This window comes from Pseudomonas sessilinigenes (assembly GCF_003850565.1).
Classification (GTDB): Bacteria; Pseudomonadota; Gammaproteobacteria; order Pseudomonadales; family Pseudomonadaceae; genus Aquipseudomonas; species Aquipseudomonas sessilinigenes.
On record NZ_CP027706.1, the window covers coordinates 5,556,136 to 5,580,408 of the forward strand.

General features: G+C 63.0%; 24 protein-coding genes. 11 read left to right on the top strand and 13 right to left on the bottom strand.

The features are described 5' to 3' along the window. Positions 1–198: 198 nt before the first annotated feature. From C4K39_RS25550 to C4K39_RS25560, 3 genes are all read right to left on the bottom strand, one after another. A complete protein-coding gene (locus tag C4K39_RS25550; protein ID WP_124348397.1) occupies positions 199–2,640 on the bottom strand; it encodes a TonB-dependent receptor in 2,442 nt (813 codons plus the stop codon). Positions 2,641–2,757: 117 nt separating this feature from the next. Then, the gene (locus C4K39_RS25555; protein ID WP_164487326.1) at positions 2,758–3,726 is read right to left on the bottom strand and encodes a FecR family protein; all 969 of its coding nucleotides are present in this window, start codon (positions 3,724–3,726) and stop codon (positions 2,758–2,760) included. Beyond that, on the bottom strand, positions 3,719–4,231 hold the full coding sequence (locus tag C4K39_RS25560) for an RNA polymerase sigma factor (protein ID WP_068587049.1): 513 nt from the start codon (positions 4,229–4,231) through the stop codon (positions 3,719–3,721). Before C4K39_RS25560 ends, C4K39_RS25555 begins: the two co-directional genes overlap by 8 nt. A 258-nt stretch (positions 4,232–4,489) precedes the next feature. On the opposite strand from C4K39_RS25560, the gene C4K39_RS25565 reads away from it, so the two are divergent. Together C4K39_RS25565 and C4K39_RS25570 are read left to right on the top strand one after the other, a co-directional pair. Beyond that, positions 4,490–5,929 carry a nucleobase:cation symporter-2 family protein gene (locus C4K39_RS25565; protein ID WP_022644295.1) on the top strand — a complete coding sequence of 480 codons (1,440 nt, stop codon included), beginning with the start codon at positions 4,490–4,492 and terminating at the stop codon, positions 5,927–5,929. Positions 5,930–6,067: 138 nt separating this feature from the next. Continuing rightward, positions 6,068–6,532: an LEA/WHy family protein gene (locus C4K39_RS25570; RefSeq protein ID WP_022644294.1), complete on the top strand. Its 465-nt coding sequence runs from the start codon at positions 6,068–6,070 to the stop codon at positions 6,530–6,532. Positions 6,533–6,538: 6 nt separating this feature from the next. Here the strand turns inward: C4K39_RS25570 and glsB are convergent, their stop codons facing one another. Next, the gene (glsB, locus tag C4K39_RS25575) at positions 6,539–7,447 is read right to left on the bottom strand and encodes a glutaminase B (protein WP_068587047.1); all 909 of its coding nucleotides are present in this window, start codon (positions 7,445–7,447) and stop codon (positions 6,539–6,541) included. A 333-nt stretch (positions 7,448–7,780) separates the two neighbouring features. Between glsB and C4K39_RS25580 the strand changes: the two genes are divergently transcribed. Then, entirely contained in the window at positions 7,781–9,034 is a 1,254-nt protein-coding gene (locus C4K39_RS25580; RefSeq protein ID WP_124347728.1) for a ferredoxin reductase family protein, read from the top strand. Here C4K39_RS25580 and C4K39_RS25585 read toward each other — a convergent pair. Then, complete coding sequence (locus C4K39_RS25585) at positions 9,010–10,560, bottom strand: MFS transporter (protein WP_124347729.1); 1,551 nt, start codon at positions 10,558–10,560, stop codon at positions 9,010–9,012. The two genes, C4K39_RS25580 and C4K39_RS25585, sit on opposite strands and share 25 nt — an antisense overlap. Positions 10,561–10,683: 123 nt before the next feature. On the opposite strand from C4K39_RS25585, the gene C4K39_RS25590 reads away from it, so the two are divergent. Then, positions 10,684–11,592 carry a LysR family transcriptional regulator gene (locus tag C4K39_RS25590; RefSeq protein WP_124347730.1) on the top strand — a complete coding sequence of 303 codons (909 nt, stop codon included), beginning with the start codon at positions 10,684–10,686 and terminating at the stop codon, positions 11,590–11,592. Between the two features lie 2 nt (positions 11,593–11,594). Beyond that, positions 11,595–12,164, top strand: a complete 570-nt coding sequence (locus C4K39_RS25595) for a GNAT family N-acetyltransferase (RefSeq protein ID WP_416220660.1) — start codon at positions 11,595–11,597, stop codon at positions 12,162–12,164. Here C4K39_RS25595 and C4K39_RS25600 read toward each other — a convergent pair. Then, entirely contained in the window at positions 12,157–13,077 is a 921-nt protein-coding gene (locus C4K39_RS25600) for a carbon-nitrogen hydrolase family protein (RefSeq protein ID WP_068587044.1), read from the bottom strand. The two genes, C4K39_RS25595 and C4K39_RS25600, sit on opposite strands and share 8 nt — an antisense overlap. Positions 13,078–13,161: 84 nt before the next feature. On the opposite strand from C4K39_RS25600, the gene C4K39_RS25605 reads away from it, so the two are divergent. Then, entirely contained in the window at positions 13,162–14,097 is a 936-nt protein-coding gene (locus C4K39_RS25605) for a LysR family transcriptional regulator (protein WP_124347731.1), read from the top strand. Here the strand turns inward: C4K39_RS25605 and C4K39_RS25610 are convergent. Then, complete coding sequence (locus tag C4K39_RS25610) at positions 14,069–14,323, bottom strand: hypothetical protein (protein WP_068587042.1); 255 nt, start codon at positions 14,321–14,323, stop codon at positions 14,069–14,071. The genes C4K39_RS25605 and C4K39_RS25610 overlap by 29 nt on opposite strands. Positions 14,324–14,560: 237 nt before the next feature. Here C4K39_RS25610 and C4K39_RS25615 point away from each other — a divergent pair, with 237 nt between their 5' ends. After that, a complete protein-coding gene (locus C4K39_RS25615; RefSeq protein ID WP_068587040.1) occupies positions 14,561–14,881 on the top strand; it encodes an ElaB/YgaM/YqjD family protein in 321 nt (106 codons plus the stop codon). A 55-nt stretch (positions 14,882–14,936) separates the two neighbouring features. Here C4K39_RS25615 and C4K39_RS25620 read toward each other — a convergent pair whose 3' ends face one another. Continuing rightward, positions 14,937–15,974 (bottom strand): Ldh family oxidoreductase, encoded by a 1,038-nt coding sequence (locus tag C4K39_RS25620; protein WP_068587038.1) that lies wholly within the window; start codon positions 15,972–15,974, stop codon positions 14,937–14,939. A 203-nt stretch (positions 15,975–16,177) separates the two neighbouring features. Then, positions 16,178–16,447: a PepSY domain-containing protein gene (locus C4K39_RS25625; RefSeq protein WP_068587036.1), complete on the bottom strand. Its 270-nt coding sequence runs from the start codon at positions 16,445–16,447 to the stop codon at positions 16,178–16,180. A gap of 150 nt (positions 16,448–16,597) precedes the next feature. Here C4K39_RS25625 and C4K39_RS25630 point away from each other — a divergent pair, with 150 nt between their 5' ends. Continuing rightward, entirely contained in the window at positions 16,598–17,605 is a 1,008-nt protein-coding gene (locus tag C4K39_RS25630) for a FecR family protein (RefSeq protein ID WP_068587034.1), read from the top strand. Between the two features lie 43 nt (positions 17,606–17,648). On the opposite strand, the gene pvdQ is transcribed toward C4K39_RS25630, so the two are convergent. Beyond that, a complete protein-coding gene (pvdQ, locus tag C4K39_RS25635; RefSeq protein ID WP_124347732.1) occupies positions 17,649–19,985 on the bottom strand; it encodes a bifunctional acylase PvdQ in 2,337 nt (778 codons plus the stop codon). Positions 19,986–20,284: 299 nt separating this feature from the next. Between pvdQ and C4K39_RS25640 the strand changes: the two genes are divergently transcribed. Next, entirely contained in the window at positions 20,285–20,665 is a 381-nt protein-coding gene (locus C4K39_RS25640; protein ID WP_068587031.1) for a fe2+ zn2+ uptake regulation protein, read from the top strand. Positions 20,666–20,682: 17 nt separating this feature from the next. Here the strand turns inward: C4K39_RS25640 and C4K39_RS25645 are convergent, their stop codons facing one another. Next, positions 20,683–20,871: a hypothetical protein gene (locus tag C4K39_RS25645; protein WP_068587029.1), complete on the bottom strand. Its 189-nt coding sequence runs from the start codon at positions 20,869–20,871 to the stop codon at positions 20,683–20,685. Positions 20,872–21,042: 171 nt separating this feature from the next. Here C4K39_RS25645 and C4K39_RS32025 point away from each other — a divergent pair, with 171 nt between their 5' ends. Continuing rightward, the gene (locus tag C4K39_RS32025) at positions 21,043–21,171 is read left to right on the top strand and encodes a hypothetical protein (RefSeq protein ID WP_263986919.1); all 129 of its coding nucleotides are present in this window, start codon (positions 21,043–21,045) and stop codon (positions 21,169–21,171) included. An 83-nt stretch (positions 21,172–21,254) separates the two neighbouring features. Here the strand turns inward: C4K39_RS32025 and C4K39_RS25650 are convergent, their stop codons facing one another. Then, complete coding sequence (locus C4K39_RS25650; RefSeq protein ID WP_124347733.1) at positions 21,255–22,169, bottom strand: LysR family transcriptional regulator; 915 nt, start codon at positions 22,167–22,169, stop codon at positions 21,255–21,257. A 115-nt stretch (positions 22,170–22,284) separates the two neighbouring features. Here C4K39_RS25650 and C4K39_RS25655 point away from each other — a divergent pair, with 115 nt between their 5' ends. Further along, the gene (locus tag C4K39_RS25655) at positions 22,285–23,280 is read left to right on the top strand and encodes an aldo/keto reductase (RefSeq protein ID WP_068587026.1); all 996 of its coding nucleotides are present in this window, start codon (positions 22,285–22,287) and stop codon (positions 23,278–23,280) included. Positions 23,281–23,332: 52 nt separating this feature from the next. Here the strand turns inward: C4K39_RS25655 and C4K39_RS25660 are convergent, their stop codons facing one another. Continuing rightward, entirely contained in the window at positions 23,333–23,866 is a 534-nt protein-coding gene (locus C4K39_RS25660; protein ID WP_068587025.1) for a hypothetical protein, read from the bottom strand. Positions 23,867–24,273 lie beyond the last annotated feature (407 nt).

Below are 24,273 nucleotides of genomic sequence, written 5' to 3' on the forward strand. Positions count from 1 at the left end.
CCTCCTGACAGAAACTGTCAGCAGGCACGACCCTGCGACCGCTGCGTGGCCTCGCACACTCGGCAGCGGCTACAGCAGCTCCATCTAGCCGCTGCCGAAGGCTGCATATGCCCGCGCAGCGGGCACCGATGAAGCAGGCAGATCGAGTTGCGGCGATCGCGACGCCACCTCGGCAACGGCTACCGGCTCAGCGGTAAATCAATAGGCCATGGACCAGCTCAGGGTGTAGGTGCGGCCACGCCCCTGGTAGTCATAGAGGTACTCGGGCCCGTAGGTCGGCGAGTAGAACAGCTTCGCGCGCTGGCCCCAGACCGTGCTGTACTGTTTGTTCAGCAGGTTCTGGATGCCACCGCTGAAGGTGCCGAAGCCGGTGTCCTGGCTGCCCAGCAGGTCGAAGGTGGTGTAGCCGTCGATGGTGTGGTCGGCATCGTCCTTGAGGGTGAAGGCATGGTTGCCCTGCAGGCGCACGCTTTGGCTATCGCCCTTCCAGCCGATGAAGGCCGTGGACTTGGACAGCGAGGCGTAGCGCGCATCGCGCTTGATCCAGCCGCCGTTCTTGCCCTCCTCCTCGGAACGCACCAGGTGCAGGGTGCCACCCGCCTCCCAGCCGCTCTCGAAATGCCGGGTCAGGGCGCTTTCGAAACCGTAGTCGCGGCTCTTCTGGTCCTTGACGTCGATGGTCAGGGTCGCGTTGTCGGTGGTGATGACCTTGTCCGACCAGATGTAGTACAGCGCCGCCTGGGCATCCCAGTCGCTATCGGAGAAGCGCCAGCCGGTTTCCACCTGGCGACTCTTGATCCCGGCCAGGGGGTTGTCGTCGACGCTCAGCCCCGGCTTGCCGTAGAACTTGGCCGGGTCCGGCAGATCGAAGCCCTCCCCGTAGTTGACCCAGACCTGGTGGCCGTTCTTGAAGTCATAGATGGTGCCCAGGTTGAACAGGTTGACCTGGTAATCATTGTTGCCCCCCGGCACGTTCTTGAACCGCCCGACATCCACGTCCATCTGCTGGCGCCGATAACCACCGGACACCGTCAGGTTGTCCGTGGCGTGCCAATCCAGCTGGGTATAGGCGGACAGGCCATCGACCCGGTAGCTGGGATAGCGCGCCGCCTTGCCCTGGGTCACCAGGTCCAGGCCACCACTCTCTGAAGACACACGCTGGTCGAACGTGCTCTGCTCGGCGTTGAAACGCTCGCGATCCAGGTCCACGCCATAGGTCAGCTTGACGGTCTCGAACTCCTTGGCGAACAGCGCCTTGAGGCTGCTGACCTCGAAGTTCTGCTGCGAGGCGGCGAAGTACACGCCCTTGGAACCGGTCGGCTTGCCGGTGTTGTAGTAGGGAAACGGATAGAAGTTGTCGTTTTCCTTGCGATACGAGGCCTGCAGGTAGAAATCCTGGCCCAGCACATCGGCGTGGTGGTAGTTGGCATTAAGCAACAGGCGCCGGGTGCGCGGTTCCAGGTCGGTGGAGTAGCCGCCACGCAACTTAGCGTCTTCCAGGTTCGAGGGGGCCTGGTTCTTGAGGTTGGGAAAGTAGATCCCGGTGCTGCCGTGGTTGCCCGAGTCGTAGTACTGGGCCAAGAGGTCCAGGCTCTGCTCCTCGTTGAAGTTCATGGCCAGGCTGCCCATCAGGTCGATGGTGCGGTTGTACTGCAGGTCGGTCTGGGTGTTGTCGATGAAGATCTGCTTGCCGGCACCATCGTAGAACGCCTGGTTCTGCTCACCGGCCACGGCCAGGCGGCCGCTGATGGCTTCGTTGCCGCCGCTCACCGACTGGGCGATACGGGTGGTCAAGTCGTCGCTGTTGTTGAAGCCGCTGCTGGCACCGATCTGGGTCTCGAAACGCGCCGGACCCGGCTCGCCTTTCTTGGTGACGATATTGATGATGCCGCCGGTGGCGCCACCGCCATAGATCGCGCTGGCCCCGGACAGCACTTCCACACGTTCGACGTTGAACGGCGAGATGCTGTCGAACTGGCGCGACAAGCCCCGGGAGCTGTTCTGGCTGACCCCGTCGATCATCACCAGCACGTTGCGCCCGCGCATGTTCTGGCCATAGTTGGTACGGCCTTCCGGCGCCAGGTCCAGGCCCGGCACCAGCTTGCCGATGGCTTCCTTGAGGCTGACGCCCGTCTCCAGCTGTTCGCGCAACTGGCTCTGCTCCACCACCCAGACGGTGCCGGGGATCTCGCTGATGGCGGTGCTGGTACGCGACGCCACGGTGACCTGGGTCGGCTTGAGATTGAGGCTGCTCGCCGCAGGCTCGGCACGACGCAGGATGACCGTGCGCCCATCGCTGAACGACCAGCCCATGCCACTGCCGGCCAGCAGGGCTTGCAGGGCCTGGGCGATGGTGACTTCACCGGCGAGGGCCGGTGCCTGCAAGCCCGCCACATCACTGGTGGTGTACAGCAAGCGCAGGTCGGCCTGGTCGGCGAAACGGGTCAGGGCCTGGTCCAGGGGCTGGGCCGGCAACTGCAACGACACGCGGCGTTCCTGGGCTGCACCGGCCTGGCTGGCCGGCAATGGCGGTTGCGCCTGGGCCAACAATGGGCCCAGGGCCCCGGCAAGCACGGCCTGGGCCAGTAATGTGCGGCGCACCAGGTGTTGACCGCGCCCGAGTATCGACAGCTTGAACATAGCTTTCACGTGTTCCTTCCCAGCCCGTTGAAATGACGTCAATGAGAATGATTGCCTTCTCAGTCTCACTACGACGATTGGCCGGAAAGGAACTTGCAGTCCCCACTGCAAAAAAATTCAGTGCAGCAGTGCCAGCCAGGGCAAGTAGGTGATCTGCAAGGGATAGCGTTGCTGCAAGGTGCGCAGCGAACCCTGGGGATCGTTGAGGTCGAACACGCCGCTGATGGCCAGGTCCGCCAATTGCCGGTCGGAAACCAGGATGCGCCCATGCTGGTAGCGCTCCAGTTCGCCGATCACCTCACCCAGGGGCCGGCCGTTGAAAATCAACTTGCCGCGCTGCCAGGCGGTCAGGCTGCTGGCATCCACCTGCTGTTGGGCCAGCAGCGGCTGGCCGGCCTGGTACTGCAGGCACTGGTCGGCCTGCAGCAGTACCGGGGCATGATCGCCGGTGAATTGCACCTGGCCCTCGCGCACCACCACCGTCAGCCGGTCGCCATCGCGGCGCACGCTGAACGCTCCGCCCGCCCCCAGCAGGCGCTGGTCACGAACCTGAACCACAAACGGTCGCTGCCCATCGGCCTGTGGCTCGAACAGCGCCTCGCCCTGCTCCAGGATCACCCGCCGCTCACCCGCCGAATAAGCCAGCGACAAGGCGCTGGCACTGTTGAGGATCACCCGCGAGCCATCGGCCAGGGTCAAGTGTTGTTGCTGGCCCACGCCGGTGTGGTAGTCCGAGGTCCAGGCCGGCCATTGCTGCCAGCCGATGGCGCTGCCCAGGGCCAGCAGCAGCGAAGCGGCCAGCGCCGGCCACCAGTGATGGGACCTGGCTGTGGCTGCCGGGCGAGCAGCCTGCAGGTGCTGCTGTGCAGCCTGGGTCTGGCCCAGGTCACCCCATAGCCGTTGAGCCTCATCCGCCGCCCGGGTGTGGGCCGGGCTGCGCTGGCGCCATTGCTGGAACGCCATGCGCTGGGCCGGGGTGGCCTGGCCGGAGTGCAGCAGCACCAGCCAGTCGATGGCGGCGTCGTCGAGGTTCTCGGAGTCTTCGGTCATGGTGGTGTCGGCAGCGCGCTGGAAGGAGTCATTCATGGTGCTGTTGCAGCCAGTCGCGGCAATGGCGCAGGGCCTGGCCGATGTATTTTGCCACCATGCTTTCGGAAACGCCCAGCCGCACAGCGATCTGGGCCTGGGTCAGGCCCTCCAGGCGATTGAGCAGCAGGGCCTGGCGCGCATTGTCGGACAGCTGTTGCAGAGCCTGGTCGAGCACCTCCAGGCGCTCCTTGGCCAGCAGTACCGCCTCTGGAGCCGGGGCCGGGTCCACGACCTCGACATGCTCCAGAGGATCGCCAAGAGTGGCCCCCTGGCGCTGTTCGCGACGCAAGGTGTCGATGGCCAGGTTGCCGGCCACGCGAAAGATGAAGCGACGATCGTTCTGGACCTCCAGCGCCTGCTGCTCGACCTTGAGCAGTTTAAGGTAGGTGTCCTGGGCCACGTCCGCCGCCCGCTGGCGGTCGTTCATGCGCCGGGTGAGAAACTTCAGCAGGTCGTCGTAGTGCTCTTGAAAGCTGCGCAGCAGGCTGGGTATCGGCAGCATCGAGGGGCGGTCCGCAGATCGGGGACGCGGATTATTCCATAAAGGCAAATGAGAAACAGTATCTTTCGTATCGCAACAAAGTTGCGCTTTTATGCCCGGTTACCCTTCTGAGAGCCGCCCCTTTCTGGCATCCTGCGCCTCCATTTTTTCCGACCGGGTCCCTGGATGCCTGCTGATGGCAGCTCTTGGGCCCAAGTCCCGTCCACTTTCCGGCGCGTGTCCCCGTTGTATCCACGTGCCATTGGCAGGCCTTCCTTCATGAGCGCATCCGAACACTCCCCTCCCCGCTACAAGTCAGACCTGATCTATGGCCTCAACGATCGGCCACACTTCAGCGCGGCGATCTTCGCTGCCCTGCAGCACGTGCTGGCCAGCTTCGTCGGCATCATCAGCCCGACCCTGATCTTCGGCGGCGTGCTAGGCCTTGAGAGCGAATTGCCGTACCTGATCAGCATGGCGCTGTTCGTCTCTGGCCTGGGCACCTTCGTCCAGGCCCGGCGCCTGGGGCCCATCGGTTCGGGCCTGCTGTGCGTGCAAGGCACCAGCTTCTCGTTCATCAGCGTGCTGCTCAGCGCCGGTTTCATGGTCAAGGGCCGGGGTGGCGACACCAACGAGATCCTCTCGACCATCTTCGGCATCTGCTTCGTCGCCGCCTTCATCGAGATGTTCCTCAGCCAGTTCATCGGCAAGCTGCGCAAGCTGATCACCCCGGTGGTCACCGGCACCATCATCACCCTGATGGGCCTGTCGCTGATCAAGGTGGCAGTCACCGACATGGCCGGCGGCTATGGCGCCAGCGACCTGGGCGCCGCCAGCAACCTGGGCCTGGCGGCACTGGTGCTGCTGACTATCGTGGTGTTGAACCGCTTCAACAATCCGATGTTGCGCCTGGGCTCCATCGTCATCGGCCTGACCCTGGGCTTCCTGGTGGCCTGGATGCTGGGCCGGGTGGACATGGCAGCCATGCCCGAAGTGCCCCTGGTGAGTATTCCGGTGCCGTTCAAGTACGGTTTCTCCTTCGACCTGATTGCCTTCATCCCCCTGGCAGTGATCTTCCTGATCTCGCCACTGGAGGCCGCCGGCGACCTCACCGCCAACTCGATGATTTCCCAGCAGCCGGTCAAGGGCCCGCTGTACATCAAGCGCATCAAGTCCGGCCTGCTGGCCGATGGTTTCAACTCGGCGGTGGCGGCGGTGTTCAACAGCCTGCCGATGGTCACCTTCGCCCAGAATAACGGCGTGATCCAACTCACCGGCGTAGCCAGTCGCTACGTGGCCTACTTCATCGCCGGGCTGCTGGTGCTGCTGGGGCTGTTCCCGGTGATCGGGGCGGTGCTGCAATTGATGCCCAAGCCAGTGCTGGGCGGCGCGACCCTGATCATGTTCGGCACCGTGGCGGTGGCCGGGATCAAGATCCTCGCCGAGGCCGGCCTGCACCGGCGCAACGTGCTGATCGTGGCGATTTCCCTAGGCATGGGGCTGGGTGTGGCGGCGGTGCCCGAGGTGCTGCGCGAACTGCCCAAGGCCTTGCACAACATCTTCGAATCGCCGATCACTGTCGGTGCCTTCTGCGCGATCTTCCTCAATATCTTCCTGCCCGAAGAGTTCCTGGAGCTGGAAGAAGACGAATTCGACCCAGAAGCTGCGACCCTCAAGGTCATGCAGGACCCGGACCGGGACGCCAAGGCGAACTCCTGAGGCGCAACGGCGTCTATCCTGCGTGCGTCAAGCAAGGCCCCCTGGGGCCTTGTGGCAAGCTCGACAATAGCCGGAACGTCGAGCGCAAGCCCTGTAGCGACGCCGTGGTTATTCACTCCCATCGCCAGTAGGTAGCCCATGCGCAAACTCATCGCCCTGTCCCTGATCCTGCTCAGCCTCGGCGCCTGTGCCCTGTTGCCCCAGCGCGATCCGCTGGCGATCAACGTGGTCGGCATCGAGCCGCTGCCGAGCCAGGAGCTGGAGATGCGCTTCGCCATCAAGCTGCGCTTGCAGAACCCCAACGAAACCCCTATCGACTATAACGGCGTGGCCCTGGACCTGGAGGTCAACGGCCGGCCGCTGGCATCCGGGGTCAGCGACCAGCAAGGGCATATCGGCCGCTACGCCGAGGATATCCTGGTGATCCCGGTGAGCGTCTCGGCCTTCTCGGTATTGCGCCAGACCCTGGGCCTGAGCCAGACCCAGAGCCTGGACAACCTGCCCTACGTGCTGCGCGGCAAACTGGCCGGTGGGCTGTTCGGTACCCAGCGTTTCATCGAGCGCGGACAGATCAGCCTGGCGAGCCCCGCAGGCAGCTGGTAGGCCCCGTTAGAACACCGACCAGCCAATACGCTGGCTGAGCAACTCCAGGGCGGCCATGCCCACCAGCGAGTTGCCGGCCGTGTTGAGTTCCGGCGACCAGACGCACACCGTGAACTGCCCCGGCACCACCGCGACAATCCCGCCGCCCACCCCGCTCTTGCCCGGCAAGCCGACCCGATAGGCAAAGTTGCCGGCCTCGTCGTACAAGCCGCTGGTGGCCATGATCGAGTTGACCTGCTGGGTCTGCCGGCGACTCAGGATCTGCTCGCCGCTGTGCTTGCAGAAGCCATCGTTGGCCAGGAAACAGAAGGCCCGGGCCAGGTCGACGCAGTTCATGCGCAAGGCGCAATGGCTGAAGTAGCTGCGCAGTACCGCCTCGACATCGTTGTGGAAGTTGCCGAAGGATTGCATCAGGTAGGCCATGGCCGCGTTGCGCGCACGGTGCTGGTACTCCGACTCGGCCACCCGACCGTCCACCATCACGTGGGGGTTGCCGGACAAGCGTCGGACAAAATCACGCATGGACAAGGCCGGCGCCGCGAAGCGCGACTGGTTGATGTCGCAGATCACCAGGGCCCCGGCATTGATGAACGGATTGCGCGGCCGCCCCCGTTCGAACTCCAGTTGCACCAGGGAATTGAACGGCTGCCCGGAAGGCTCGTGCCCCAACCGCTCCCAGATCGCCTCGCCGGAATGACCGATGGCCTGTACCAGGCTGAAGACCTTGGAAATGCTCTGCACCGAAAATGCCGTGTCGGCGTCACCGGCGCTGAACACCTGGCCATCGTTGCCATAGACGGCGATGCCCAGCTGGTTGGACGGCACGTCCGCCAGGGCCGGAATGTAGCTGGCGACCCGGCCTTGGCCGATCAGGGGGCGGACTTCATCGAGAATCTGGTTCAACAGCGCTTGCATGGTCTGGCTCATCGTCACGGGCCCCGATACGGCTGCGGGGCCAAGGTCTGCTAGACGCACGTTGCGGCCTGCACAGCACAGTCCGTTGCGCGAATGAATGAAAATGCGATTGATAGTCGATCATTTTCAACAACTAGAACAATGAGGCCGCTGATACAGATCAGCATGAAATCAGCGCTACAGGCTAGAATTGAACGCTGTTGCGCGACCAATCCTGTCATATTCAACTTTAGTCGCAGCACAGCACATCGTTCCTTGCATCGTCGTTATTCGCTGTACCGTCGCGGCGATGCTTTTGCCCTGACGGCATTTGCTCACCGGAGTCATGCACCCTTGAGAACCTGGCATACGATCGTCGGCGTCCTGCTGATCACCACTTTCACCCTGCTAATGGAAATTCCCAGCCAGACCTGGCTGACGTCCGCCACCCTGAGCCTGGTATTGGGCAGCGCCGCCCTGGCCTACATGGCCCTGTCGTGCCTGCTGTCGAGCCGCTGGCGCTGGGTCGAACGGCTGTTCGGCGGCCTGGATCGGGTGTACGAGACCCACAAATGGCTAGGCATCTGGGCCCTGGCCTTCGCCAGCTATCACCTGGTGTTCAAGGCCAACCTGGACGAATGGAACAGCGTGCCGATCCTCGAGCTGTCCAAGTACTGGACGCGCATGGTGCGCCAGTTGAGCTACGTGGCCCTGGGGCTGATCGTCCTCCTGGCCCTGAACCGCAACATTCCCTACAGCCAATGGCGCTGGTGGCACAAGCTGTCCGGACCGCTGTTCCTGGTGGTGATCCTGCACTGGCTGAGCTTCAAGTCGCCCATCGCCCTGGACAACCCGTCAGGCATCTGGCTCGGCCTGCTGTGTGTGCTCGGCGTCCTGGGAGCGCTGTACAAGCTGCTGCTCTACCCATTCCTGGCCAAGGCTGGCGAATACCAGGTAACTGCCGTGCGCATCGAGCGCAACTCGTTGCATCTGGAGCTGATCCCCCAGGGCCGCGGCTTTCCTTTCAAGGCCGGACAGTTCGCCTTCCTGGCAATGCAGGAAAAGGGCTTGCGCGAACCCCACCCCTTCACCATTGCCAGCGCCCAGGCCCACGACGGGCGCATCGAGTTCGTGATCCGTGCCCTGGGCGACTACACCCAGCGGCTGCACAAGCAGGTCAAGGTCGGCATGCTGGCCGATATCTACGCCCCTTATGGTCGCTTCAAGCGCCCGCTACAGGCCGCCCGGGAAATCTGGATCGGTGGCGGTGTCGGCATCTCGCCGTTCATTGCCTGGCTGCAGGACCAGGCGGCCGGCCAGCTCGACCGGGCGACCCTGGTGTATTGCTACAACCCGTCCCGGGCCTTCCCCAGCGTCGATGCCTTGCAGGGCATGGCCCAGGCCCGCGGTGTCGGTTTCGTCGCCAACAGCGGCGGCGTCGAACCCCTGGCCCAGACCCTCAAGCGCGCGGCGGCGGAAACCGATCCGGCACAGATCCAGATCAGCTTCTGCGGGCCCAAGGGCCTGCTGGGGCGAGTCCGGGAACTGATGCACGAATGCCGGATTCCCGAGGCCAACCTGCACTACGAGTTCTTCGAGTTCCGCTGACCCGGCGTGCGGCGCGGCTCATGCAGCGCCACTCGCACCACCAGGGCCGACAGCAAGGTGATCACCACCAGCACCTGCAGTAACTGGCTGAAAGCCCCGGTATACAAGGCCAGCAAGCGTTCGCGGGCAACCTCCGGCAAGGCGGCCGCGCTGGCCGCCAGGTCGCCTCCGGCCAGTTGCCGGGCCGCCAGCAACGCGGTATCGCCCCGGACCTGCACCTGGCCCAGGGCGTGCTGCAACAGGCCGGCCAGCAAAGCCACCACCAGGGCCAGGGCAATACCCTCGCCCGCCACTCGCGTGGTGCTGAAGATGCCGCTGGCCATGCCCGCCCGCTCCTTGGGCACCACGCTCACCGACAACCCATCCATCAAGCCCCAGGGCAGCCCGGTGCCCAGACCGATCACCAGCAACGGCCAGGCCCGTTCCATGGGGGCCTGCCCTACGCTGCCGCAACTGAGCCAGAACAGCCCGCCAGCAGCCACCACCAGACCCAGGCTCGCCAGCTTGCCGGCGCTGAACCAACGGTTCAGCCAACCCGCGGCGAAGGGCACCACCAGCATCGGTGCAGACAAGGCGATCATCAGCAGCCCCGCCTCGATCTCGCTGTAGCCTTCCACGCCGATAAAGCGGATCGGCAGCAGGATCAGCAGCACCACGTAGCAGTAGCAAGTGGCGATAGGCAGCACCTGGACCCCGACGAAACGCGGGTAGCGAAACAGCGACAGATCGAGCATCGGTCGCACCGCCCGACGCTCCACGGCCACGAACACCCACAGTGCCAGACCCGACCCCGCCAGCAACGCCAGGACCAGCGGGCTGTCCCAACCGCTTTGCGGGGCTTGCAGGATGCCCCAGGTCAGCAGCACCAGGGCCAGGGTGAAGCTCAAGGTGCCGGGCCAATCCACGCCCCTGGCCTCGGGATCGCGAGACTCGACCATGCGCGGCACGCCAAAACCCAGGGACAGGACCCCGATCAAGGCGCCGGAAACGAAGATCCCGCGCCAGCCGGCATGCTCGATCAACACCCCGGCCAGGATCGGCCCGAAGGCCAGGCCGACCCCGAAGGTGGTGCCCAACAAACTGAAGGCACGGGTCCGGCCCGGGCCATCGAACGCCTGGGCCAGGGCCGCCGAACCGCCGGCCAGGGCAGCCGCGCCGGCCAACCCCTGGACGCCGCGCAGCAAGTTGAGCCACAACAACGACGGAGCGAACACCAGGGCCAGGGAAGTCAGGGCAAACAACGCCACGCCAAGGCTGAACAGGCGTTTGCGGCCAAATTCGTCGGCCAGGGTGCCGGCAGCCATCAGCACGCTGCCAAAGCTGAGCATGAAGGCGTTGGTGGTCCAGCTCAGTTCCAGCGGGCTGCCACCCAGTTCACGGCCGATGGCCGGGGTCGCCACCGCCACCCCGACAAAGGTCAAGGGCAGCATCAAGGCTGCCAGGCACACCGCGGCAAGCACGCCTTGGGCTGCGCGTTCGCCACTGCGGGCCGGCGAGCCCAGGGTCAATTCAAGTTCAGGATTCACGGGCACCTCTACCTCCTGGCAACCAGGGTCAGCTAAAAAATTCATGGTAGGTGTGCCGTAATAGGCGAAAAACAGGGCAGTATTCCGGTCTTTACGGACAAAAAGGCTCTAATCGAGGTCGCCATGGATAACCTGAACGGCTTGCAAGTGTTTGTCTGCGTGGTGCAGAGCGGCAGCCTGGTAGCTGCCGGCGAACGCCTGGGACTCTCCGCCTCGGCGGTGGGCAAGGCCCTGGCCCGCCTGGAACAACGGCTCGGCGTGCGCCTGCTGAACCGCAGCACCCGGCGGATCAGCCTGACCGACGAAGGCACGCTGTTCTACGAACGTGGCCAACGCATCGTCGACGAGGTGCAGGAAGCCGAAGCCGAGCTCGCGCGGATCAGCGACAAGCCCCGGGGGCGGTTGCGGGTCAGCCTGCCAGCCATCGGCTACCGCATGCTGCTGCCGATCCTCCCGGAGTTCTCCGCACGCTTCCCGGACATCGAACTGGACCTGGATTTCAACGACCGGATGGTCGACGTGATCGCCGAAGGCCTCGACGCAGTGATCCGCAGCGGCGAGCTGGCGGATTCGCAATTGCGCTCGCGCAGCCTCGGACCGTTCGGTTTCGTGCTGGTTGGCGCCCCGGGCTACTTCGCCCAACGCGGCATGCCGCAGGCCCCGCAGGACCTGGAGCAGCATGCCTGCCTGCGCTACAGGTTCCCCGCCGGCACCCAGATGCAGGTCTGGCGCCTGCGCTTGCCCGAAGGCGCACCGCCATTGGTGCTGGGCAAGGCCTTGACCAGCAACAACCTCGAAGCGCTGATCCACGCCGCGACCCAGGGCCTGGGCATCGCCTACGTGCCGGAGTTCGTGGTCGCCGGCGCCCTGGCCGACGGCAGCCTGGTCTCGGTACTGGACGACTACCAGGGCGAGCGCGGCAAGTTCTCGATCCTCTGGCCTGGTAGTCGACAGCTACTGCCAAAATTGCGAGTCTTCGTCGACTTCCTCAGCGAACACCTGGTGCTCGGCAAAACCCACAAGGAGCCATGATCATGACCGACCCCGTACCGCCGCTCACCACCCCGCGCTTGCTGCTGCGGCCCCTGGAACTGGCAGACGCCGGTGCCATCCAGAACCTGTTTCCACAGTGGGAAGTGGTGCGCTACCTCAATGCCAACGTGCCCTGGCCCTACCCGGTCGATGGCGCCTTGAGCTTTGTCCGTGACATGGCCTTGCCGGCCACGGCTCGGGGCGAGGAATGGCACTGGACCATTCGCCTGCGCGAGGAACCGGGGCAAATGATCGGCAGCATCAGCCTGATGCGCGAGCCCGATAACAACCGTGGTTTCTGGCTGGCTCCGCAATGGCAGGGCCACGGTTACATGAGCGAGGCCTGCCAGGCGGTGGATCACTATTGGTTCGAAGTGCTGGAGCAACCGCTGATGCGCGTGCCCAAAGCCGCGCCTAACCAGGGCTCACGGCGGATATCCGAGCGCGGCGGGATGCGCCTGGTGCACAGTGCGAATGGTGAATTCGTCAGCGGGCGGTTCCCCCAGCACATCTGGGAAATCACCCGCGAGGAATGGCGGCAACTGAACTCGCCGACGAGCGTTCTCAGGTAAAGCGCACCCCTGGACGGGGTCGCTGGTCCACGCTCAGCTCGAACACATCCGGGCGGGCATAGTGGCCGACCACGTCGTAGTCATAGCGGGCCTTGACCAGGTCATCGGTGTCTATTTGCGCGCTGATCAAGCCCGCACGACCGACCAACGGCCCGGCCAGGACATCGCCCATGGGCCCGACGATGACACTTCCTCCCGCGATCAACGGCCGTTGTGCAGGCCAGTTGGCCACCTCAAGGCCCAGCGCTTCGGGCGAGTCCTGCACCTGGCAGGCGCTGACCACGAAGCAACGCCCCTCGTGAGCCACATGTCGCATGCTCACTTGCCACATTTCGCGCTCATCCACCGTCGGTGCGCACCAGACCTCGATCCCCTGGGCATACATGGCCGTACGCAGCAACGGCATCATGTTTTCCCAGCAGATCACTGCACCGACCCTGCCGACCTGGGTGTCCAGTACTGGCAAGGTGGAGCCATCGCCCTTGCCCCAGATCAGCCGCTCGGTACCGGTGGGCATCAGCTTGCGGTGCTTGCCCACCAAGCCTTGCTGGGGATCGAAGTACAGTGCGGTGCAGTACAGACTGCTGCCACTGCGCTCGATCACCCCCAACACCAGGTTGGCTCCGGTGCGGGCCGATAGCCCGGCCAGGGCCTCGGTCTCCACGCCGGGTACGTCGATGGCGTTGGCGAAATAGCGGGCGAAGGCCTCACGCCCCTCTGGCAGGCGATAGCCCAGCTGGGTGCCGAAGCCTTCGCCTTTGGGGTAACCCCCAAGCAAGGCCTCGGGCATCACCACGAGCTGGGCACCGGCTTCGATGATGGCGCCTTCATAGGACAGGATCTGTTCCAGGGTTTCGCCCTTGCCCCCTGGCAGGGCTCCGATTTGCAGGGCGGCGACTATGGACTTGGGCATGGGGTGACTCCTTCGGCGATCAGGTATTGCGCATTCTCCAGCGGCCGCTGATCATCGATAAACCCCAAGCCAATGCTTAATGATATGAACCAGATGAATATCGCCAGTGTCGATCTCAACCTGCTCAAGGCCTTCGAGGCATTGCATGATGAATCCAGCGCCAGCCGTGCCGCGCTGCGCCTGGGCGTCACCCAATCGGCCATGAGCGCAGCATTGCGCCGGCTGCGGGAGTTGTATGACGACCAGTTGTTCGTGCGTACCGGGCGCGGCCTGGCACCGACCCTCAAGGCCAATCAACTCAAGCCGGTGGTGAGCGATGCCTTGAACAAGTGTCGCCAGAGCCTGGCCATGGTCGCCCCGGACAGCGCCGACTATCGAGGGCGGTCGGTGACGGTTGGCCTGTCGGATGATTTCGAGATCGCCTATGGCCGGCGCCTGATCGAGGCCGTGGCGCGACGAGCGCCCAAGTTGCGGCTGATCTTTCGCCAGACCCACAGCCAGATCGTCGCCGAGGCATTGCTGCAGCGTAGTGTCGACCTGGCCATCAGTTCCGGGGGCTTCGCCCAGCGCATGCTCAGCCGCCAGGTCCTGGGAGAGGGTCATTACCTATGCCTGGCGGACCCGGCCAGCCTCGCCCCGGGGCAGGAGCGGATGGAGATCGAAGAGTTCGTCGCACGCGAACATTTGTTGGTGTCGTCACAGGGGTTCATCGGGATCACCGACGAGGGTTTGGCCGATCTGGGGCTCAGTCGCCAGGTGTGCGCCTCGACCACGCACTTTGCCGCCCTGCCGTTCCTGCTCAAGGGCAGCCAGGCGGTAGCCACCATTCCGGCCCATGCGGCCAGGAGCATTGCCCAGTTCACCGGTCTGCAGCTGCTGCCGTGCCCGCTGGCACTGCCGCGTTATCCGATCGAGCTGGGTTGGCGTACCAGCCCGCAGATCGACCCGTTGTTGCTGAAGGTACGCGAAGCGATCGTCGAGAGCTTCGCGCTTACTTGCTCGCCGCCATCAGGCGATTGACTTCACTGCGCACCATGTTGGAAAACTCCGGCGGCGACATGCCGTCGAGCTCCGCGCGGACCCACTCGGCCCACTTGCCCTTGCGCTTGCTACGTTCGCCGAACAAGCGCGCGGCCTCGCCCTTGGCCTTGCCCAGGTTGCTCTGCCATAACTCGAACAGGCGGGATTTCTCATCCTCGATGGCGGCGCGCTCGGCCAGGGTCTTGTTAGCCAGATTGAAGCTCATGGGAAATTCCTACTGCGTAAAATAGGCGACATCTTACACTGTAGGCGCTGCGGTTTTATCTCGGGCTGGCGGGTGGAGAGCAAAACAGCTGCAACTTTTGTCTCGGCACACGACTCCATTGCTTGCTATCCCATCGATCCGGCACCGCTGCTGGCAATGGGCGACACCGGAGCACAGGCGCGCCTCGACGGTGCGCATGTACACTGCATCAAGGCCACATCGACAAGGAACTACTTCATGGCTCGTAAATCTGCCGCGCAAGCGGAAAACGATCAAATCAAGGACCAGGCATTCAGCGAGCTGCAGGCGCTGATCGAGGAGTCCGAAAAGCTGCTCAAGGGCAGTGCCGCCCTGGTGGGCGAAGAAGGTGAAAGCCTGCGCCGCCAGGTCAGCCTCAAACTCAAGCAAGCCCTGGACTCGGTCAGCAGCGTCCGTGAACGCAGCAAGCCGGTGGTCGATGCCACCGAACAGTACATCGGTGGCCATCCATGGCAGACCGTGGCCATTTCCGCCGGCGTCGGCCTGGTGGTCGGCCTGCTACTGGGCCGTCGCTCCTAACGTGAGCCCATCATCAGGGCCAGGCGCCAAGTGCCTGGCCCTGGTTCGACTGACTTCAACCTTGCGCCAACGCCCTTAGCTGCTCCAACCGCTCACAGGCAATGGCGATCCCCCTCTCCTGCGAACGCGCACGCTGCCAATGCCGGCGCTCTCCCGGCAGGCGCTTGAGGCCTACTGCATGCATCTGTCGCACCAGCTCCTGGCTGCGCTCGGCAAAATCCTGCCCACCGCCCTTGCTCGGATCGATGACGATCAGCAACTGGCCGGTCCAGGGCGTCTTGGCTCCCGGATGATTGGACCAGTCGAACTCGAATGAAAAATGGCCTCCGGTCAGTCCCGCACACAGCAACTCCACCATCATCGACAGCGCCGACCCCTTGTGGCCGCCAAAGGGCAGCAAGGCGCCACCCTCGAGGATCGCCCTGGGGTCCTGGGTCGGCTGTCCCAGGCTGTCCACCCCGATACCAGGGGGCAAGCGCTCTCCCTTGCTTGCGGCAATCTGCACATCACCGTGGGCGATGGTGCTGGTGGCCAGGTCGAAAACAATGGGCTGGCCCTTGGCTTGGGGCGCGGCAAAGGCGATGGGATTGGTACCGAACAACGGACGGTCGGCGCCATGGGGCACCACGCAGGTCATGCTATTGACCACGCTCAGGGCCACCAGCCCTTCTTCGGCGAAAGGTTCGACGTCCGGCCAGAGTGCGGCGAAATGATGCGAGTTGCGGATAGCCAGCACCGCGATCCCGGCGGCGCGGGCCTTGCGGACCAACAGTTCGCGACCGACAGCCAAGGCCGGCTGGGCAAAGCCGTTGGCGGCATCGACCCGGACGAACGCCGGGGCCACGTCCTCCACCACCGGCAGGGCCCGACCATCGACCCAGCCACTGTCCAGGGTCGAGATATAACCGGGGATACGGAATATGCCGTGACTGTGGGAGCCGTCACGTTCGGCTACGGCACAGTTCTGCGCCAAACAGCGTGCCACTTCGGCACTGCAGCCATGGCGCTGGAGAATCGCCTGCAGCAACTGCACCAAAGCGGGCAAGGACAGGTATTCGCAGGGGGTTTCAACAAGCGGGGACGAGGCAGACATCTGAAGCTCCAGAATAGTTATTGGAGGGGGCTACAGCGCATGACTCGACGATTAAACAACGCCGTGGCCCGGGCCTGTCAACCACCAGTCCGGGCCACGGCCTACAACGGTTGTGGCAGCCTGTGCACGGCCCGATACGAGCCGTGTGCAGGCGGTAGGCCCCAGGCTAGGCAACGGCAGATCCTGCCTGTGGGCAAGTACGGTCAGTCCTTCTGATCACGCAGGATGTTCCCCGATGTCCCGTCAATCCGGAACTCATAGACACTACCGTCGGATTTACGCCCCTCACCCTCCCAGTAACCGTCGTTGTCCGCCTCGATCTTGTAGATGTCCACATAACCGGCCTTGGTCTTGGCGGTCTCGATGGCTTTCTCGATGGTGATCCAGCCCGCCTGCGGATGATCCGCCAGGGCGACAGAGCTACCCAACAGGGTGGTGCAGGCAAACAATGCGGCCAGTGTGTGCTTCATCATGTTCCATCTCCATTTGTCGATAATTTCTCTACACAACGTGTTTTTAGGGCGAGACGAATGAAAATAAGTTCACTTTGATGGCCAATAGCATGATGACTGTTCTACAACGCTTGCCCTGGAGGGTAGAATGCGCGAAATCAGGAAGAGTCAATGACCGAACAGATCCTTTCAGAAGCCGAATACGACGCCATCACTCAAGCTGCCGCCCAATGGTGCATGCGCCTGCATGAGCCTGACTGCAGCGATGCCGAGCGCCTCGCCTTCCAGCAATGGCATGATGCCGACCCCGTGCACGCCTTCGAATATGCCGCGATGTGCGAGATCTGGGAGGTGGCCGATCATCTGCCGGCCTCGGCGCTGACCCAGCCCCCCGCCCCGGCCAGGCCCGCACCTCGCCGCACCTGGCAACGCTATGGAGTAGCGGCGGCGATCACCTTGTGTGCATTGCCCCTGGCGGCCTACAGCGGGTGGGAACTGGGCTGGCTGCCCTCCTCCTACGAACGCTTCGAAGCCGGCGACAGCCTGCGCACGGTAGTCCTGGCCGACGGCAGCCAGGTGGAGCTGAACCTGGGCAGCGCCCTGGTCTACAGCAACTACAAGGATCAACGCCGGGTCACCCTGAAAAAAGGCGAGGCGTTCTTCAAGGTCAGCCACGACAGCGAGCATCCGTTCGTGGTCAAGGCTGCCAGTGGCCAGGTCAAGGTCACTGGCACCCAGTTCAACGTGTGGATGTATCAGGACCAGGTGCGAGTCACCCTGCTGCAAGGTTCGGTGCTGGTGTCCAGCAATACTGCCCAACCTGGCGAGGGCTTTCGCCTGGAACCGGGCATGCAGGCCAACTACAAGGCTGGCGACTATGCACCGCAGATCAACCAGACCTACAGCAACGACAGCTCCCTGGCCTGGCGCAATGGCAAGCTGGTGCTCGACAACCTGGCGCTCAGCGATGCCCTGCCACTGATCAATCGCTACCTGGACCTGCCGGCACAGGTAGCTGACAGCCATACCGGCCAGATTCGCGTCGGCGGTATCTACAACACCCGGGACATCAAGAGCCTGTTGAGCTCGCTGCCCAAGGTGCTGCCGGTGTACCTGACCCGCAACCGCGACGGCAACCCGGTCATCAACTCGCTGCCGCAGTTCCCGCCAAAAAGCTGAAGGCCGCCCCATTGCGGGGGCGGCCTTCAGCGATCTCACTGGCTCAATGCCCGGATACTGGCAGCGCCTCCTTGCGCGGCTCTTCGATCGACTGCAATCGATAGCCCCGGTCCGCCTGGATCTGTGCCTCGCTGAAAGGCAGCTCGCTCCATTGGTTACGGGCAAAGGCCTGGGTCTGGTCGCGAAAATGGGCCGAACTCGGGTCGCTGGACAAGGAAAATGCCAATAATCCCAGGGCTCGCGGCCCCTGCCCATCGAAGCTGACCACGCTCAGGTAGCTGGTACCACTCACCACCTCACGCTTTCCAGCACTACCCGGCACGCTCTGCATGGCGTTGTAGATACCCAGGCTCTCGGGGCCACCGGGTACCGGAGTGGGCTGGCCACCCTGGCTGACCTGCTGGATATCGCCCCAACGAACATCATCGGCCAACCCGGCCTCCTTCACCTGTTGCAAGGAAGCCAGCATCGCCTCACGCATGGCCTGAGCGACGGGCGCACGGCTGATGGCCAAGCCTCTGGGGGTATGCAGCGGATCCTTGGGATCGAAGGCTACGCGCCAGACGTCCGGGCGCTGCAACAACTCCTGCATGATCCCCTGGAAATACACGAAGCCCAGCCCGGCCTGCAAACCAGCACTGCGATCCCAGGACTTGAGGCTGGCGCACAACGGTCCGAGGCGCTCGGCATCCGCTCCCAGGTCCTGCTCGCAGAACTGCAGCAAGTCCGGCATGACCTGCCCGGCCAGATAGACCTGCTCGTCATTGACCATGTGCTGCAAGTCACTGACCTGGGCCGTATGCAGGCGACCCAGGCGCTCCAGGGCGAAGCGTGCGCGCATCTTCAAGGGCACGTCCTGCTGGCTGATCACCGGCGAGAAGCCCTCCAGCGGAGCAACGGGATTGACCATCCAGGCCGAGTCATTGGAATGCTGCAGATAGTCGTTACGGGCCAGTTGTGGCAGCTGGCTGGCGGCAAAGATACCCGGCTGGGCCGCTGCCGGGTCGATGTCCCAGGCACACGCACGCCGCGAACCATCAAGGACGATGACCTGGGTTCCGGCCCGCGGGTCGCTGCAAAGCGCCAGCTTGGCCTGGGTGACGTTGGGTACCACCGATTGGTTCATATACAAGGCTCGCCCCTGGTCATCCACGGCCAGCGTGTTGACCCAGGGAATGCCCTGCAAGCGATGTACGCTGTCCTGCAGGCCAGCAATGCTGGAGGCCTGATTCATGGCTTGCCACTGGGTCAGCACCCGAGTGTTGTCCAGGTTCGCGTCACGCAGGCTGTAAGCGTATTGCCGGTTCCAGTCCAGCTCACCAGGCCATTGCACCACGGGGCCGAACTCCGAGCTGTAGAGTGTGCGCGATTGGCTCTGCAACTGGCCATCCACCCCCTTGACCTGCACCGTCACGACCTGGCGCACCAGAGGCACCGAACGGCCATCCAGCAAATACCGGGTCGGGTCCTTGGGGTCGAGTTGCAGGCGGTACAGGGTGAAATGCTTGGAGGCGTCCACCGTATGCGTCCAGGCCAGGTGCTGGTTGAAGCCGATATTGATCAGCGGTAGTCCGGGCAAGGCCGCACCCATGACATCCAGCTGACCAGGAATGGTCAGGTGCATTTGGTAAAAGCGCATGGCGCCAACCCAGGGAAAGTGCGGGTTGGCCAACAGCAATCCGCGGCCATTGAACGAGCGCTCGCTGCCGATGGCCACCGCGTTGCTGCCTCGATCCAGGGCAAAGCGCTGCTGGCGCGCGGAGGCCAGCTGCCAGGCCTGTGCCGACAATCCGGCCTGCGCTACAACGCCTGGCGGCGCGGCCCCAGCCAGGGCCTCGGCGAACTGCCCGGCCCCGCCCTCCACTAACAAGCGCCGGGTCAACTTCACCAAGTCCGCCGTGGTCAATGCCCGCACCCACTCGCCCTGGCACTGTTCTGGCAGTCCCTGCTTGCGGCGCTCAGCCAATTGACGGTTATACCCTTCGACATAACCCTGCATGCGCTCGCGCATCGCCGGAGTCTGCGCCTGCCAGAATGCTTCGACGGCCTGGGGAGTATTGAGCCAGCTGAAGAACACATCGCTGCTGAGATTGTCTCGCTGCTCCAGAGTCTGCGCCTCAGGGCCGAAATACCGTGAACGCTGGGCATTCACCGTCAACACTTCATTGGCCAGCAGGCACAGGTTGTCCTGGGCATAGGCATAACCGATGCCGTATCCCAGGCCACGCTCATCGCTGGCACGGATGTGCGGCACGCCGAAGCTGGTGCGACGGATCTCGGCTCGCGTCTGTTCCGGCTGGGCCAGCGCCTGGACGCCGCAACTGAAGCCCAGAACCAGGGCTGCAAGGCAAAAATTCGGGAACTGCCTGGAAATGATCACACCGACTCCTGATACAGAAATACAGAACCAGGGCTGGGGTGCAGGAAGAATGGGCAGGGCCGCCAGCCTGGGCATCCGGCCGGGCACGGATAACCCGGCGCCTGCCTGCCATACAGACGAAGCCGATGGAAAAAAATTAACCGCACCGCGCCTTTATCAAGGCGGTCATGACATGTCAGCGACCTGATACTGACAATTTTTCTACATCCAGGGCCTCATGATTTGCCCTGCTCGTTCGTCTAGTTACTAGAGCACCCATCATTCTTTTCCTGATCAGGCTCTGATTAAGGAGTTTTTGCATGTACAACCCGCAACTGCCAATGGACGGCAATACCGTGACCAGAACGCCCTCCCTGAACGCCGGCGCTGGTGTCTTCGGCAAAAACGTCGAGCGCCACAGCAACGAACGAATCAAGCACATGCTCAAGAGCTTCGGCCTGCGAACCAGCCTGATTCGCCTGAAAGTCATCGATGCCCTGCTCACTGCGGCCCAGAGCGAACGCTCCCTGGGAGTACGCGGCATCCACAGCCAACTGCTGGAACTGGATATTCCATTGTCGTTTCTAAGCGTGCGGGAAGTATTGAAGCGACTCTGCAGCGAGGGCGTCATCACCCTCAACGCAGACAAGAGCTACAGCCTGCACCAGCAGGCGGCAGCGGTGTTGGACGGCCTTGCCTGAGGCCGCCCGGCACGGGCTCAAGGCTTGACCTTGCGCCGCATCACGCCATTGATCACCACCACGATAACGGCCACGGCGATGGCGATGTACTGGAAGGTCTTCTCGCTGATGACGCCGCTGTTCTGTAGGTAGGAAAGGCCAAACATGATTCCCAGGACTGCCAGGGAAATCAGAATCGAATATTTCAAACGTTGTGACTGGGTCATTGCCGGAATCCTGAAGCTGAAATTGTATCCGCTGTGTATCAAGGCCAATGCCAAGCACATACCCGGATACGGGGATGTGCGGGGCAAATCGGGGTCACATGGTACAGGCGCGCTGGAGATTTTTCTTCCTCCCCGCCTTGTCATGTTCCCTGTGCCTTTGAGGATCGAGAAATGCTTCGTCGAATCACACTGCTGATTCCCCTGCTGGCCATACTGACCTTGTCGGGTTGCATCATCATGCCCCGCGATGGCTGGCATCACCGTTACTACGGTGGTGGCCCCGGCTACTACCACCGCTAAGTCATCCGGCCAAGCCATCGGCCATCCCCGCCCACTTGACCAACGCCCGCCCTGCTGCGGGCGTTTTGCTGCCTGCGCCAGGCTCAAGGCCTGGCGGGGCAATGGCCCTGGCGGGCGAACAGCTCCACCAGCCAATCGACGAATGCCCGTACCCGGGTAGAGAGCTGGCGCTGCGGCGGATAGAGCGCGGTCAAGGGCAAGGGCGGCGGCGCATAAGCCTGGAGCACCTCTTGCAAGGCCCCCGCCTGCAACGAGTGGGCAGCATGGTAGTACGGCGCCTGCACCAATCCATAGCCAGCCTCGCAAGCCGCCAGGTAACCGTCGGCACTGTTGACCGAGACCTGCCTGGGCAGCTCGACCTCCCGCAACAACCCATCCTGGACAAACTCCAGGCCATAGCGCTTGCCGGAGACGCTGGAAAAATACTCCACCATCCGGTGCCCTTGCAGATCCTCGAGAGACCGCGGAATACCGTACTGCCGCAAGTAGCCAGGGCTGGCGCAGGTGACCTGGGGCATCTGCGCCAAGGGTCTTGCCACCAGGCGGTCATCCAGGACCGGGCCACCGCGCAAAGCGCAATCGACCCCCTCGCGAATCAGGTCCACCGGGCGATCGTTGAGGCCGATCTCCAACTCGATCAACGGATAGCGAGCGGAGAACTCCGGCAGCGCCGGCATCAGGATCAGGCGACCAACTCCGGCCGGCATATCGACCCGCAACGTACCCCGCGGATTACGACGATCCTGGGAAAACACGGCCTCGGTTTCCTCCAGGTCCGCCAGCAGGCGCACGCAACGCTGGTAATAGGCGACGCCATCCAGGGTCGGACTGACCTGGCGAGTGGTGCGGTGCAGCAACTGCACCCCCAGGTAGGCCTCCAGCTGCTTGATCAGGATGGTCACCGAAGCCCTGGGCAACTGGAGGCTGTCGGCAGCCCGGGCAAAACCACCGAGTTCGACGATCCGGGTGAAGACACGCATGGCGTTGAAACGGTCCATCACTCCTCCGATAATTGTTTAGAAAATAATAATAGTGATAGTGATTTTTGCCTGTTTATCCGAATTTTGTCGAGCAGCACAATAGCGCCATCCCCCACCATCGGAGTATCCGACAATGCACACTCGACAATTGGGCCGTAACGGCCCGCAGGTTTCCGCCATAGGCCTGGGCTGCATGGGCATGAGCGACTTCTACACCACCGGCAGCGATCCCCGGGAGTCCATCGCCACCTTGCATCGAGCCATGGAGCTGGGCATCACCCTGCTGGACACCGCCGACATGTACGGTCCCCACAGCAACGAAGAGCTGATCGGCCAGGCGATTCGCGGCAAACGCGAGCACGTGTTCCTGGCCAGCAAGTTCGGCATTGTCCGCGACCCCAGCAAACCCTCTGCCCGCGAGGTCGATGGCCGCCCGGAATATGTGCGCGCCGCCATCGATGGCAGCCTGCGACGCCTGGGAGTCGATACCCTGGACCTGTATTACCAGCACCGCATCGATCCCGAGGTCCCCATCGAGGAAACCGTCGGTGCCATGGCCGAACTGGTGAAAGCCGGCAAGGTACGTTACCTGGGGCTGAGCGAAGCCTCGGCGAGCACCCTGGAACGAGCGCACAAGGTCCACCCCATCAGCGCCCTGCAAAGCGAGTACTCATTGTGGAGCCGCGACCCCGAGGAAAACGACTGCCTTGCCACCTGCCAGCGCCTGGGCATCGCTTTCGTTCCCTACAGCCCGCTGGGCCGGGGTTTTCTCACCGGCGCCCTGAAGAGCCCGGACGACTTCGCTGCCGATGATTACCGGCGTTTCAACCCGCGGTTCCAGGGAGAGAACTTCCAGAGCAACCTGCGCCTGGTGGAACAGGTGCAGCAGTTGGCGATACAGAAGGAGGTCAGCGCTGGGCAACTGGCCCTGGCCTGGGTCCTGGCCCAGGGTGAATACCTGATACCCATCCCCGGTACCAAGCAGCGGCGCTATCTGGAGGAGAACGTAGCGGCCCTGGACGTGCGCCTGAGCGCCGACGACCTGGCGTCGCTGGGCCGCATCTTCAGCCCGCAAGCCACCGCCGGCACTCGCTACAGCGAAGAGGTGATGGCCCTGCTCAATCGCTGAAACGACAAGGCCGGGGTCGCTGGTAAAGCGCCCCGGCCTTTTTTAGCCCGACTCAGGCCTTGGCGGAGGTGGAGCCGTCTTTGTTGGGCACCGTAGTGCCGTTGCCCTTGCCGTAGTTCTGCAAGCTCTGCAGGACGTAGATGGCCTTCTTGTACTCAGGGATCAGGTAGTTGGCGTACTTGTTGCCCTTGAGGTTGTTGTTCTGGATGTCGTCGAGCTTCATCGCGAAATACTCCAGGGCGTTGAACGACTCCTCAGGATTTTTCGGGATGCCAAAACGGTCGAACTTGTCACCGGCATTGATCAGGTTCAACGCCGTCACGTCCGAGATCAAACCGTTGTTCTTGAGGAAGGTACTCATGCTCCCCAAGGACTTGATAGTGACGTTGGTCGGATCGAAACCCTTGATTTGCTTGTGCAGCTTGAGCTGATCCATCTTGCGGACATCGAGCACCGTAGGGTTCTGCCCCACCTGGCCCAGGATCTGCCGGACCTTGGCGCTTTGCGGGACTTTCTTCACGTCGCCACCGCTCTGGTTCAATAGACCGGCCTTGCTGCTCCAGCCCCCAACGTATCCGATTGCCATACTGATACTCCTGTAGTCCGGCTTTCCAATTCCCCTGCGGGCTATCTTCGGACTCTGCGAAAAGTCCTGGATAAGCTACTCAAACAGGGTAACTGCTGTATTGAAACATCTGAATGGACGCAAGTATCAACGCCGAAACAATCATCGCCAATGATTTATTTCCACAATTTACAATTTTCGTACATTTTCGACACGATCTCCCAAAGGCCCGTATTTAAAGGGTCTCAGCACTTCAAAAAACCTTCCCTGGATCGATTTTGGCTATCTGAAAGGTATCAAGCCTGAAAAATCCAGCACCTGCTCAGCATTCCGGCAGACTCTTTGCTAATAAATTCAAACTTTTTGGACAAACGTCCTAAAGAGCCCTGGATTCGTGCCGACAACTTATGAATGCCCCTAGCAAGGTG